This is a genomic window from Pseudomonas sp. FBCC-B1667 (genome assembly GCF_059133255.1).
Window position 1 is genome coordinate 566,720 of record NZ_CP101437.1, and the last position, 12,346, is coordinate 579,065.

Annotated in this window: 12 protein-coding genes; 8 read left to right on the forward strand and 4 right to left on the reverse strand. The window is 60.3% G+C overall.

Features of this window, described 5'->3' with window-relative positions; genetic code table 11:
• Positions 1-35: 35 nt before the first annotated feature.
• Complete coding sequence (locus NL116_RS02420) at positions 36-701, reverse strand: FKBP-type peptidyl-prolyl cis-trans isomerase (RefSeq protein ID WP_494375866.1); 666 nt, start codon at positions 699-701, stop codon at positions 36-38.
• 192 nt (positions 702-893) lie between these two features.
• On the opposite strand from NL116_RS02420, the gene NL116_RS02425 reads away from it, so the two are divergent.
• The gene (locus tag NL116_RS02425) at positions 894-2,057 is read left to right on the forward strand and encodes an AlgP family protein (protein WP_494375867.1); all 1,164 of its coding nucleotides are present in this window, start codon (positions 894-896) and stop codon (positions 2,055-2,057) included.
• Here the strand turns inward: NL116_RS02425 and NL116_RS02430 are convergent.
• Positions 2,054-2,518, reverse strand: a complete 465-nt coding sequence (locus tag NL116_RS02430; RefSeq protein ID WP_494375868.1) for a TIGR02444 family protein — start codon at positions 2,516-2,518, stop codon at positions 2,054-2,056. The two genes, NL116_RS02425 and NL116_RS02430, sit on opposite strands and share 4 nt — an antisense overlap.
• 50 nt (positions 2,519-2,568) lie before the next feature.
• Between NL116_RS02430 and NL116_RS02435 the strand changes: the two genes are divergently transcribed.
• The 5 genes from NL116_RS02435 to NL116_RS02455 all read left to right on the forward strand — a co-directional run bounded on the left by NL116_RS02435 (position 2,569) and on the right by NL116_RS02455 (position 8,437).
• Positions 2,569-4,479 (forward strand): ATP-binding cassette domain-containing protein, encoded by a 1,911-nt coding sequence (locus NL116_RS02435; protein ID WP_494375869.1) that lies wholly within the window; start codon positions 2,569-2,571, stop codon positions 4,477-4,479.
• Positions 4,479-5,060, forward strand: coding sequence for a mechanosensitive ion channel domain-containing protein (locus NL116_RS02440; protein WP_494375870.1), 582 nt, complete (start codon positions 4,479-4,481; stop codon positions 5,058-5,060). The genes NL116_RS02435 and NL116_RS02440 overlap by 1 nt, the downstream gene beginning before the upstream one ends.
• A gap of 141 nt (positions 5,061-5,201) precedes the next feature.
• Positions 5,202-5,834 carry a homoserine/homoserine lactone efflux protein gene (gene rhtB / locus NL116_RS02445; protein WP_140664590.1) on the forward strand — a complete coding sequence of 211 codons (633 nt, stop codon included), beginning with the start codon at positions 5,202-5,204 and terminating at the stop codon, positions 5,832-5,834.
• A gap of 139 nt (positions 5,835-5,973) precedes the next feature.
• Entirely contained in the window at positions 5,974-7,872 is a 1,899-nt protein-coding gene (locus NL116_RS02450) for an FTR1 family protein (protein ID WP_494375871.1), read from the forward strand.
• Positions 7,873-7,981: 109 nt separating this feature from the next.
• Entirely contained in the window at positions 7,982-8,437 is a 456-nt protein-coding gene (locus NL116_RS02455) for a YaiI/YqxD family protein (protein WP_494378167.1), read from the forward strand.
• 50 nt (positions 8,438-8,487) lie between these two features.
• Here the strand turns inward: NL116_RS02455 and elbB are convergent, their stop codons facing one another.
• Positions 8,488-9,156, reverse strand: a complete 669-nt coding sequence (gene elbB / locus NL116_RS02460; RefSeq protein WP_494375872.1) for an isoprenoid biosynthesis glyoxalase ElbB — start codon at positions 9,154-9,156, stop codon at positions 8,488-8,490.
• A gap of 115 nt (positions 9,157-9,271) precedes the next feature.
• Here elbB and NL116_RS02465 point away from each other — a divergent pair, with 115 nt between their 5' ends.
• Complete coding sequence (locus NL116_RS02465; RefSeq protein ID WP_494375873.1) at positions 9,272-10,507, forward strand: sterol desaturase family protein; 1,236 nt, start codon at positions 9,272-9,274, stop codon at positions 10,505-10,507.
• On the opposite strand, the gene NL116_RS02470 is transcribed toward NL116_RS02465, so the two are convergent.
• Complete coding sequence (locus tag NL116_RS02470) at positions 10,488-11,120, reverse strand: DedA family protein (RefSeq protein ID WP_494375874.1); 633 nt, start codon at positions 11,118-11,120, stop codon at positions 10,488-10,490. The two genes, NL116_RS02465 and NL116_RS02470, sit on opposite strands and share 20 nt — an antisense overlap.
• A gap of 201 nt (positions 11,121-11,321) precedes the next feature.
• On the opposite strand from NL116_RS02470, the gene hemB reads away from it, so the two are divergent.
• Positions 11,322-12,335: a porphobilinogen synthase gene (gene hemB, locus NL116_RS02475; protein ID WP_494375875.1), complete on the forward strand. Its 1,014-nt coding sequence runs from the start codon at positions 11,322-11,324 to the stop codon at positions 12,333-12,335.
• Positions 12,336-12,346 lie beyond the last annotated feature (11 nt).

Here is a 12,346-nt window from a genome sequence, read left to right on the forward strand (position 1 = left end):
GTGCGCATTGCGCGCCGTTTTTTTATACCTGTTTTTCAGCTGGTGGCGCCGCGCAATTCAACTTCAAATACCAACGGTGTGAAGGGGGCGATCAAGTCGCCGGCACCGTCCGCGCCATAGGCTTGAGACGAAGGAATCACCAGGCGCCATTTTGCACCGACCGGCATATTTTGCAGTGCGCTGCGCCAGCCGCTGATCACGCTGTCGAGACTGAACCACTGCGGCTGATTGTTTTGATCGAACACCGTACCATCTGGCAGACGCCCGACATACAAAACCTGAACCTTGCCATTAGGGCCAGCCTTGGCACCTGCACCGGGTGTCAGCTCCGTCAGCAATACGCCATCCGCCAATTCGCGAACACCCGGTTTGGCTTTTTCTTCGGTGAGAAAACGTTGCTCTTTTTCGAGTGCGGCTTCGCTTTGCGGGAGCGCCGGTTGCTCGGCGAGCTGGGCTTCATGCTCGGCCAGGATTCGCTCGATCTGCTCGTCTTTCAATGCCAGTGGCTTGCCTTGATACGCCTGTTGCAAACCCTCCAGCAGTGCCTGAAGTTGCAGGTCGGGAACCTCTTGGCGCAAGCGTTCACCGAGGCTCGCACCCAGGCTGTAAGCCAGATCGTGAGCGTTATTTGCGGCAGTTTTTTCTTCAGCCTGAGCCATCGAAAAAAACACGCACAGCGATAAAAAAAGGTAGCGCGACATGGGCACTCTCCGACCTGGAATGCGGTGGATTATGCCAGTGTGAATGCGCACAAAGGTGAACTGGTTTTGCGCAAGCGCAGAAGTTTTTCGATCCGTTGCAACGCAGCGCTTTCGATACTGTCAACATGCCCTAGCGGCGGTAGCAGCAGAGGTCTAGTATGAGCCGCACCCACGTCAGCCAGGAGGTAAACCATGTCGGCCACCAAGAAGCCTGTAAATACCCCGTTGCACTTACTTCAACAACTGTCGGGCAGCCTGCTCGAGCATTTGGAAAACGCTTGTTCTCAAGCCCTGGCTGATGCTGAAAAACTGCTCGCCAAACTGGAAAAGCAGCGCGGAAAAGCGCAGGAAAAATTGCATAAGTCCCGCACCAAATTGCAGGACGCTGCATCGGCCGGCAAGGCCAAGGCGCAAGCCAAGGCGAAGGATGGCGTGCAGCAACTCGAAGACGTGCTCGATGCCCTCAAGGATCGTCAGTCCGACACCCGTGCCTACATTCTGCAACTCAAGCGCGATGCTCAAGAAAGCCTGAAACTGGCCCAAGGCGTCGGTCGTGTTCAAGAGGCTGTCGGCAAGGCGTTGTCCCTGCGTGCGGCCAAACCTGTTGCAGCACCTGCCAAGAAAGCCGCTGCCAAACCAGCTGCTGTAAAAGCACCGGCCAAGCCTGTTGCCAAGGCTCCAGTTAAAGCGGCTGCAAAACCTGCCACTGCGAAAAAACCAGTCGCTGCCAGCACTGCCAAACCGGCCGCTAAAACAACCGCTACGAAACCTGCCGCCAAGCCAGCCGCTGCGAGAACCGCTGCTGCCAAGCCAGCTGCAAAATCGCCCGCTGCCAAACCTGCTGCAGCAAGAACCGCAGCGGCTAAACCGGCTGCAAAACCAGCCGCTAAAACCGCTGCTGCCAAGCCTGCTGCTGCGCGTGCCTCCGCTGCTAAACCTGCTGTAAAAGCTGCGGCCAAACCGGCTGCTAAACCTGCTGTAAAAGCTGCAGCCAAACCGGCTGCTAAACCTGCTGTAAAAGCTGCGGCCAAATCGACGGCTAAACCTGCTGTAAAAGCTGCAGCCAAACCTGCCGCTAAACCGGCTGCCAGAACTGCTGCCGCGAAACCTGCTGCCGCCGCCAAACCGGCTGCAAAACCAGCAGCCAAACCTGCCGCTGGCAAAACGGCTGCAAAACCAGCGGCCAAGCCTGCTGCAGTCAAGCCTGCCGTTGCCAAGCCGACTCCAGCGCCCGCTGCCAAGCCAGTGACTCCGGCGCCAGCAGCATCAGTTGCACCCGCAGCAACCACCTCGACAGCCACGGCTGCGTCAACGCCATCCGCACCGTCGAGCGCTACCCCAACCAGCGCTTCCTAAGTGCCGGTTACCGCGACGCGCAGCTGATGCAGCGCGTCACGGTCCAGGTTGGCGGCGCCTGCCGCCACACCTTCCAGCCAGGCCGTTAGATCCGTCGCCTCACCCTGCGGCCAGCTCTGCGCCGTTCGTTCCAGCCGCAACAACAGATGCCGCTCGGCTTCCAGTTCCAGCGCCTTCACTTGCTCACGCAGTTTTTTCAGCTCGGCATCGTCAGTCGCGACGGCTTTCCATCGCAGGCGCAAGGCGCGCAACGGTTGCACGACGTCTCCATCCCAAGGCTCCGCCACGGTGCGCAGCAGCTTGATTCGCGGCTCATTGCAGGCGACGCCGCGGTGTCCAAGCCACGCTCCACAGAGCAGCAAACACACATTGACTCCGGTTGACTGCAACTGCAGGCACGCGCGTTCGACGCCGGGACGGGCGTAAGTGGTCAGGGAAAAGCTCCACAGGTCAGAGGACATAGTGCTACTCGCGCCAGTTGCGAGCGAAGCTGGTAGACTCCGCCGCCATTATGATTCGACTTCAGAACCTGACTTTACAGCGTGGCCCTCAACGTCTGCTAGAAGACGCTGAGCTGACCCTGCACGCCGGCCACAAAGCCGGCCTCATCGGTGCCAACGGCGCCGGCAAATCGAGCCTGTTCGCCTTGATTCGGGGCGAACTGCACCCGGACTCGGGTGACTGCTTTCTGCCGGCCGACTGGCGCATCGCCCACATGCGCCAGGAAATCGAGACGCTCGAACGCCTCGCGGTCGACTACGTGCTTGATGGCGACCTGCGTCTGCGTGAGGTGCAACGCGACCTCGCCGCAGCCGAAGCAGCCCATGACGGTGCCGCTCAGGCCCGCCTGCACTCGGAACTCGACAGCGCCGACGGTTACACCGCCGACGCCCGGGCCAGAAAGCTGTTGGCCGGCCTTGGGTTCACCAACGAGCAAATGGATCGGGCGGTAGGAGATTTCTCCGGTGGGTGGCGGATGCGTCTGAACCTGGCGCAGGCATTGATGTGCCCCTCGGACCTGTTGCTGCTCGACGAACCGACCAACCACTTGGACCTCGACGCCATCATCTGGCTCGAAGAGTGGCTGAAAAGTTATCCCGGCACGTTGTTGCTGATTTCCCACGACCGAGATTTTCTGGATGCCGTGGTCGATCACGTGGCTCATGTCGATCAACGCAAGATCACGTTGTATCGCGGTGGTTATAGCGCCTTCGAACGCGCCCGCGCCGAACGTCTGGCCCAGCAACAGCAGGCTTACGAAAAGCAGCAGGCGCAACGTGCTCACATGGAAAGCTACATCGCCCGCTTCAAGGCCCAGGCCACCAAGGCCCGCCAGGCCCAGAGCCGGATCAAGGCGCTGGAGCGGATGGAAGAGCTGTCCGCCGCCCACGTCGATTCGCCGTTCGATTTCGTTTTCCGTGAATCGCAGAAAATCTCCAGCCCGCTGATCGACTTGTCCGATGCCCGTTTGGGTTACGGCGACAAGGCCGTGCTGGAGAAGGTCAAGCTGCAACTGACCCCTGGCGCGCGCATTGGTTTGCTCGGTCCGAACGGCGCCGGTAAATCGACCCTGATCAAAAACCTCGCCGGTGAACTCGAGCCGTTGTCCGGTCGACTGACCCGTGGCGAGAACACCGTTGTGGGTTACTTTGCCCAGCATCAGCTGGATTCTCTCGACGCCAAGGCCAGCCCGTTGCTGCACTTGCAGCGGCTGGCCCCGACCGAGCGTGAGCAGACCATGCGCGACTTCCTCGGCGGTTTTGACTTCCGTGGTGCGCGCATTGATGAGCCGGTGCTGAATTTCTCCGGCGGCGAAAAGGCCCGTCTGGCCCTGGCGTTGATCGCCTGGGATCGGCCGAACCTGCTGCTGCTCGACGAACCGACCAACCACCTGGACCTGGAAATGCGTCTGGCGCTGACCATGGCGCTGCAGGAATTCAGTGGTGCGGTTCTGGTGGTTTCTCACGATCGTCATTTGCTCAAAAGCACGACTGATAATTTCTATCTGGTGGCGGACGGCAAGGTCGAGGAATTCGACGGCGACCTGGAGGATTACGCCCGTTGGCTGGTCGACTATCGCCAGCGCAATGCGCCGGTCAACAACACACCGGTCAATCCGGACAAGACCGACAAGAAAGCCCAGCGCCAGGCTGCGGCTGCGTTGCGCCAGCAATTGGCGCCGCACAAGCGTGAGGCTGACAAACTCGAAGCCGAGTTGGGCAAGCTGCACGAGAAGCTGGCGAAGATCGATGCCTCCCTTGGCGACAGCGATATCTACGAACCGGCGCGCAAGAATGATCTGCGCGATCTGCTGGCTGAACAGGCCAAGCTGAAGGTGCGTGAAGCTGAACTGGAGGAAGCCTGGATGGAAGCGCTGGAGCTGCTGGAAAGCATGCAGGCGGAGCTTGAGGCACTGTCTTGATGGAAGTGTTCAAGCTGCCGTTGCCAGCGATGTGGATTGACCCCCTCTGGCTTGTCGTACAGATCCTGTTGATTCTCCTGGCCGGCTACTTCGCGCAGCGTTTCGTGGCCAAGGGCCTGACCCGGCTGGGCGAGCGCTATCCATTTCCGCCGCAGTTGCTGATGCCGCTGCGAGGCGGATTGCGCTGGCTGATCATGGGCAGTGCGCTGATTTTCGTGCTTGAGCGCCTCGGCGTATCGGCCACGGTGCTCTGGACCGCGTTATCCGGTTTCGTCGCGGTGGCTGCGGTGGCGTTCTTCGCCATGTGGAGCGTGCTGTCCAACCTGCTGTGCGCGATCCTGATTTTCACCGTCGGCCCATTCCGCCTCGGCGATGTGGTCGAGTTGGTGGACACCACCGATAAGCCCGGCGTCAAAGGGCGGGTGGTGGCGATCAATCTGCTGTACACCACGTTGATCGAAGCGGAAGAACTCGGGACTGGCAGCGCGATGGTTCAGGTGCCTAACAGCCTGTTCTTCCAGCGCTCGGTTCGACGCTGGCGGGGGAGTGATGTATTCCCTTCGAGCGGGTTTGAAAAATAAGGCTTCTGTTGCCTGATAGATGGAGCCCTAAAGTTAGTAATCGCTGGTCGGCAGCCGCAACATCCGGCAAAAAATCGATAGTCATCAGCCTGAAGCCGCATTAGCTTAGACGTCTGTCACGAGTCTGAGTCGAGGTATGCGATGGAGCTTCAAACATGGCTGGCGTTTTTTGCCGCCTGCTGGGTGATCAGTCTGTCGCCTGGTGCCGGCGCCATTGCGTCGATGTCCAGCGGTCTGCAATACGGGTTCTGGCGCGGTTACTGGAATGCCTTGGGCCTGCAAGTGGGTCTGGCGGTGCAGATCGCGATTGTCGGTGCTGGCGTGGGCGCGATTCTCACGGCGTCGGCCTCCGCGTTCTATGCGATCAAATGGTTCGGCGTGGCGTACCTGGTGTACCTCGCGATCAAACAATGGCGCGCGCTACCCAGCGACATGAGCGATGACGCGGCGGTGCGTCAGATCGGCAAGCCGATGGCGCTGGTGTTCCGTGGTTTTCTGGTCAACATCAGCAACCCCAAGGCGCTGGTGTTTATGCTCGCGGTGTTGCCGCAGTTCATCGACCCGCATGCGCCGTTGCTGGCCCAGTACCTGATCATTGGCGTGACCATGATCTGCGTTGACCTGATCGTCATGGCCGGTTACACCGGGTTGGCGTCCAAGGTGTTGCGTCTGTTGCGCACCCCCCAGCAGCAAAAACGCATGAACCGCACGTTTGCCGGGTTGTTCATCGGCGCGGCGGCGTTCATGGCGACGTTGCGTAAAGCTGCGGTTTAAACGCACTCAGCTACAAAAAAGGCGACCCTGGAGGTCGCCTTTTTCATGTCCGGACCCGCATCGTTTGCGAACAAAGCTTGAGTGAAAGTCATTGGGAGTGAACAATGTGTTACTTCGTATTTCCATTTGAGATTTATTCATGATTGCCTTCTCTCGTTTTCCGGCGTGGCTCGTGCTGCCGGTGATCGCGTTTTGCAGCTTCAATGCGCTGGCCGACACCACGGAAGGTGCGCCCAAGGCTTTGCATTTGCTCGATTACATTGGCGCCGATTACCCGGCGACGGTCGAGGCGGGCAATGTCATCGATGAGTCTGAATACCGCGAACAGCAGGAATTCCTAAAGGTTCTACAAGGTTTGATCGCCGATTTGCCGGCCAAACCCGAACGCGAAGAACTGGAACAGGGCGTCAGCAGCCTTGGCGCTGCGATCTCCGCTCGCAAAGAGGGCGCGGACGTCGCCCGTCAGGCGCGGCAGTTGGGGGCAAAACTGGCGGTGACTTATGAGGTCAGCCAAGCCCCGGTTATCACGCCGGATCCGACCCGCGGCGCGCCGCTGTACGCCCAGCAATGCTCGGTGTGCCATGGCGATGCGGGCGCTGGTGACGGCCCGGCAGGTGTCGGTATGACGCCACCGCCGGCCAATCTGCGCGATGCCGTGCGACTGGACCGTTTGAGCCTCTATGCGATCTACAACACGCTGGGCATGGGCGTCGAAGGCACCGACATGCCGTCCTTCGCTGACCAGCTGGATGATCGTCAGCGCTGGGACCTGGCGACCTACATCGCCAGCTTCAGCGCCGATCCGGCCGCGGCAAAATCCGCGAAAACCTACAACATCGCCGACCTGGCACGTCAGACGCCAGCCGAAGTGCAGGCGGCCGAAGGTCCGCAAGCGGCCGCGACCTTTCGTGCGCAACGGGCGCAACCGCCGCAGGTCAAGCGTGGCCCGGGGCAGTTGCTGGATTACACCGCGGCCACCTTGGACAAAAGCATCGCCGCCTACCGTGCCGGCGATCACGATCAAGCCTATGACTTGTCTGTGGCGGCGTATCTGGAAGGCTTCGAGCTGGTTGAAAGCTCCCTCGACAACGTCGACGCCAACGTGCGCAAAGACACTGAAAAATCGCTGATGGCGTACCGTCAGTCGTTGCAGGATGGTTTGCCGGTGGCTCAGGCTCAGCAGCGTCTGGACATGGCCAAGGCCAAGTTGAAGGAATCGGCAGGCCTGTTAGGCAGCGATGGCCTGAGCTGGTCCCTGAGCTTCATTTCGGGTCTGCTGATTTTGCTGCGTGAAGGGCTGGAAGCGATTCTGGTGCTGGCGGCAATCCTGGCGTTCTTGCGCAACACCGGCCAGCAATCGGCCGTGCGCAGTGTCAACGCCGGCTGGGGCCTGGCGTTGTTGGCCGGTCTGGGGACCTGGGCGCTGGCGGCGTACGTGATTGATGTCAGCGGCTCGCAGCGCGAATTGCTGGAAGGCGCAACGGCGCTGTTTGCCTCGGTCATGGTGCTCTGGCTCGGCGTGTGGATGCACGACCGTCGCCATGCAGCGGCGTGGCAGGATTACATCAAAAGCAGCCTGGTGGGCGGTGGCGGGCGTTTCGGCTTTGCGATCCTGGCGTTCTTCTCGGTGTATCGCGAACTGTTTGAAGTGATTCTGTTCTACGAAACCCTGTGGCTGCAGGCCGGGCCTGCCGGGCACGACGCGGTGTTGGCCGGCGGCGCGACGGCGCTGGTGCTGTTGGTGGGGCTGGCCTGGGTGATTCTGCGCGGTTCGGCGAAGTTGCCGCTGGCGTTGTTCTTCAGCATCAACGCCGGTCTGCTGTGCGCATTGTCGGTGGTGTTTGCCGGGCATGGCGTGAAGGCGTTGCAGGAAGCCGGAATCTTCGGCACGCGGCCAGTGCCGTTCTTTGATTTTGACTGGCTGGGCATTCATGCGGACGCGTATTCGCTGAGTGCTCAGGTGGTGGCGATCATTGCGATTGTTGTGTTGTACAGCCGTAGTCGGATGGCGGAGAAGCAGCGGGTGACGGTCTCTTAACGGCATTCGCTGCGCTCACAATCGCGGGCAAGCCACGCTCCCACAGGTTTAGGGTTAACCTTGTGGGAGCGTGGCTTGCCCGCGATTTTTTTTGGAAGAGGAAAACATGATGCGAGTCTGGATCGACGCTGACGCCTGCCCCCGGGCGGCCAAGGATCTGGTGGTGAAGTTCGCCCTCAAACGCCAGCACGAAGTGGTGCTGGTGGCGGGGCAGCCGCAGATCAAGCCGGGGCTGGCGCTGGTGAAGTTGATCGTGGTGCCGAGTGGCCCGGACGCCGCCGATGATTACCTGGTGGAGCATGCGGTACCGGGTGAGCTGGTGATTTGCAGCGACGTGCCGCTGGCGGATCGCCTGGTGAAGAAGGGCGTGGCCGCGCTGGACCCGCGAGGCAAGGAGTTTGACGCGCAGAACATGGGCGACCGGCTGGCGGTGCGCAACCTTTTCACCGATTTGCGTGAACAAGGGCAGATGGGGGGCGGCCCGGCACCGTTTGGTGACCGCGAGAAGCAAGCGTTTGCCAATGCGCTGGACCGGATACTCACCCGGCTAACCCCAAAGCCCTGAGCCTTGCCTGAATCCTGTGGGAGCGGGACTGCTCCCACATTTGAACGGGGTCAGGCGTCGTTTTCGTGGGTCAGTTCGAGCACGCGATCGACCATTTTGTTGATGCCGGACGCTGCTTCGCTGATGCTTTGCGCCAGCATGTACGCCGGTGTGCTCACCAGTTTGCGCGCCCGGTCCTCGACGATTTCGGTCACGGCGCAATCAGTATGCGTCGCGCCCATTTTGTTCATGGCTGCCGCGGTCTCGGCATCGTTGCCAATGGTGCAGTTCACTCCCGGGCCGTAGATCTTCGCCGCCAGCGCCGGGGAGATGCACATTAAGCCGACCGGTTTGCCGGCTTCGGCGAAGGCTTCAGTCAGCGCCAGGACATCCGGTTGCACGGTGCAGCCCGCGCCTTCGACCGCAAAGTTCGACAGGTTCTTGGCCGAGCCAAATCCGCCGGGAACGATCAACGCATCAAAGTCGTCGACATCGGCTTCGCGAATGTCCTTGATGTTGCCCCGAGCGATCCGCGCCGATTCAACCAGTACGTTGCGCGATTCGGGCATTTCCTCGCCGGTCAGGTGATTGATCACATGCAACTGCGCAATGTTCGGGGCAAAGCACTGCACCTTAGCGCCACGCTGGTCCAGTCTCAGCAGGGTAATCACGCTTTCGTGGATCTCGGCGCCGTCGTACACGCCACAGCCGGAAAGGATCACTGCAATTTTTTTGCTCATGGGTTGTTCTCCAGATTCATGGCGTTAAATGTCCACTAATTTGTCGCTCGTTGCCATAGGGTAAATGGGCGGCTACACCTAGCATCTGTCCTCCAGATTCCGATCAGGGCGTGTCATGGACTTCATTCTGTATGCAGTGCCGTTTTTCATTGTGCTGATCGCTGTGGAGCTGCTGGCCGATCGTTGGCGCGGGGTCAGTAATTATCGCGTGGCCGATGCGATCAACAGCATGAGCACCGGTGTGCTGTCGACCACTACGGGTCTGTTGACCAAGGGTGTCGGGCTGCTCACCTATGGCTTTGCCCTTGAACATGTGGCGCTTTTCGCGCTGTCGGCCGAGAGCGTCTGGGTTTGGGTGATTGCCTTTGTGCTCTACGACCTCTGCTACTACTGGCTGCACCGTATGGGCCATGAACGCAATATTCTTTGGGCCGCGCATTCGGTGCATCACCAGAGCGAGGAGTACAACTTGTCCACGGCGTTGCGCCAGACCAGCACCGGTTTCCTGCTGGGCTGGATTTTCTACCTGCCGATGGCCGTGCTCGGCGTGCCACTGCTGGTATTCGTCAGCGTCGCGGCGTTGAATCTGCTGTATCAGTTCTGGGTTCATACCAGGCACATTCCCAAGCTCGGCTGGTTCGAATGGTTTTTTGTGTCGCCGTCCAATCATCGGGCTCACCATGCGCAGAACGCTCTCTACATGGATCGCAACTACGGCGGGGTGTTCATTATTTGGGATCGTCTGTTTGGCTCGTTCCAGGAAGAAGACGACAGTGAGCCAGTGATTTTCGGCGTGACCACGCCGCTGGCGAGCTGGAATCCACTGTGGGCTAACGTGCAGTTCTATGTGCAACTGTGGAATGACGCACGGCGGACCGAGCGCACGTGGGACAAGCTGCGGATCTGGTTCATGCGCACCGGTTGGCGCCCGGCGGATGTGGCAGCCAAATACCCGATGATCAAGCCCGACTTGAACCTGTTTCGCAAATTCGAGGTGCCGCTGGACAACCGTCAGCAACTGTATGTGGCGTTGCAGTTTTGCGCCTACATCGCGCTGGGCAGCGACTTGATGAACCTGGAACGCAGCCTGCCAACCGTTGCATTGGTGCTGGGCTGGAGTGCGGTGGCGCTGGGGTTGTTTACGTTGGGCGTGGCCCTGGAGAATCGCCCGTGGGCGTTGAAGCTGGAACTGCTGCGGCTGGCATCGAATGTGCCGCTGGTGTGGCTGGCGCCAGTGGCGGGGCTGTGGCCGGCCAGCACAGTGGGCTGGGTCGGCCTGCTCAGCTACAGCCTGCTTAGCGCTGTCGGTCTCTACTGCTGCAGAAACCGCTTCACTCGTTTGGCGACTTAGGCGCTTCGACGTTGGCCTGTGCAGCTTTCAGGGCTTGCTCGTCGGCGTAGATTTTCTTCGCCAGACGGGCATTCTTGAAGCGCCGGCGCAGCCACAAGCCCAGGCCCAATACCAGCAACGCGCCGAGCACCCACAGTTCGTACTTTTTGACGCTGCCGAGCATGCCTTCCAGCACGGCGCCAAAGTGGTAAGCCGCCGCCGCCAGGGCTGCCGCCCAGACCGCCGCGCCAATGCCGTTGAGCAGCAGATAACGTCCCGGTGGATAGCCCGACAGGCCGATGGCCACCGGCATCACGGTGCGTAAACCGTAGACAAAGCGGAAGCTCAGCACCCAGATGTCCGGGTGTTTGCGGATATGTTCCAGCGCCCGATCGCCCATCATCTGCCAGCGCGGCTTGCGGGCCAGCAGTTTGCGCCCGTGCTTGCGCCCCAGGAAGTACCACAGCTGATCACCGGCATAACTGCCGAAGAACGCCACGACCACCACCAGGTTGATGTCCATGTATCCGCGGAACGCGAGGAAGCCGGCGAGCACAAGAATGGTTTCGCCTTCAAAGAACGTGCCGAGAAACAGGGCAAAGTAGCCGAAGTCATGCAGAAATTGTTGGAGCATTGTCTGGGTGCTGGCGAAATGAACGCGCAGCCTAACCCTTCGTGCACATTCATGAAAGTGTCCAAATGTGTCTCGACGTGAACATTTCCTACAACGACAATGGAATGCGACTACAGGGGTGCACATAACTGTCATGCGTTGGTCATAATGGTCGCTTATAACTGTCACGCTCGCCTGCCAGCGCGGGCTCAGGAGTCTGCCGTGAGTTTTACCCCCGCCAACCGTCTGTTCCCCGCAACCCGCCTGCGCCGTAACCGTCGCGATGAATTCTCGCGTCGACTGGTCCGTGAAAACGTTCTGACCGTCGATGACCTGATCCTGCCGGTGTTCGTCCTGGACGGTGAAAACCGTCGCGAAGCGGTGGCCTCGATGCCGGGCGTCGAACGCCTGACCATCGACCTGTTGCTGGAAGAAGCGGCCAAATGGGTGGCGCTGGGGATTCCGGCGCTGGCGCTGTTCCCCGTCACGCCACCGGAGCTCAAGACTCTGGATGCCGCCGAAGCCTGGAACCCGAACGGCATCGCCCAACGCGCCACTCGCGCCTTGCGCGCGCAGTTCCCGGAGCTGGGCGTGATTACTGACGTTGCCCTTGACCCGTTTACCACCCACGGTCAGGACGGCATCATCGACGAAGAAGGCTACGTGCAGAACGACATTACCGTCGATGCACTGGTGCGGCAGGCCCTGTCCCACGCCGAAGCCGGCGCTCAGGTGGTGGCCCCCTCGGACATGATGGACGGTCGCATCCAGGCGATCCGCGAAGCCCTCGAGCTGGCTGATCACGTTAACGTGCGGATCATGGCCTATTCGGCAAAATACGCCAGCGCCTACTATGGCCCGTTCCGCGATGCGGTCGGTTCGGCGCTGAACCTGGGCAAGGCCAACAAGGCCAGCTATCAGATGGACCCGGCCAACAGCAACGAAGCCTTGCACGAAGTGGCGGCAGACTTGTCAGAAGGCGCGGACATGGTCATGGTCAAGCCAGGCATGCCGTACCTGGATATTCTTTACCGGGTCAAAGAAGAATTCAAAGTGCCGACGTTTGTGTATCAAGTCAGCGGCGAATACGCCATGCACATGGCGGCGATCCAGAATGGCTGGTTGAGCGAAGGGGTGATTCTCGAATCCCTGACCGCTTTTAAACGTGCAGGCGCCGATGGCATCCTGACTTACTTTGCCGTCCGCGCCGCTCAACTGTTACGAGAGCAGAAATAGCCCTCCCAGGA

Bases quoted from the DNA above. Each gene is read 5' to 3' on its own strand.
- NL116_RS02420 (WP_494375866.1), bottom strand. From the start codon at position 701: ATGTCGCGCTACCTTTTTTTATCGCTGTGCGTGTTTTTTTCGATGGCT.
- NL116_RS02425 (WP_494375867.1), top strand. From the start codon at position 894: ATGTCGGCCACCAAGAAGCCTGTAAATACCCCGTTGCACTTACTTCAA.
- NL116_RS02430 (WP_494375868.1), bottom strand. From the start codon at position 2,518: ATGTCCTCTGACCTGTGGAGCTTTTCCCTGACCACTTACGCCCGTCCC.
- NL116_RS02435 (WP_494375869.1), top strand. From the start codon at position 2,569: ATGATTCGACTTCAGAACCTGACTTTACAGCGTGGCCCTCAACGTCTG.
- NL116_RS02440 (WP_494375870.1), top strand. From the start codon at position 4,479: ATGGAAGTGTTCAAGCTGCCGTTGCCAGCGATGTGGATTGACCCCCTC.
- rhtB (WP_140664590.1), top strand. From the start codon at position 5,202: ATGGAGCTTCAAACATGGCTGGCGTTTTTTGCCGCCTGCTGGGTGATC.
- NL116_RS02450 (WP_494375871.1), top strand. From the start codon at position 5,974: ATGATTGCCTTCTCTCGTTTTCCGGCGTGGCTCGTGCTGCCGGTGATC.
- NL116_RS02455 (WP_494378167.1), top strand. From the start codon at position 7,982: ATGCGAGTCTGGATCGACGCTGACGCCTGCCCCCGGGCGGCCAAGGAT.
- elbB (WP_494375872.1), bottom strand. From the start codon at position 9,156: ATGAGCAAAAAAATTGCAGTGATCCTTTCCGGCTGTGGCGTGTACGAC.
- NL116_RS02465 (WP_494375873.1), top strand. From the start codon at position 9,272: ATGGACTTCATTCTGTATGCAGTGCCGTTTTTCATTGTGCTGATCGCT.
- NL116_RS02470 (WP_494375874.1), bottom strand. From the start codon at position 11,120: ATGCTCCAACAATTTCTGCATGACTTCGGCTACTTTGCCCTGTTTCTC.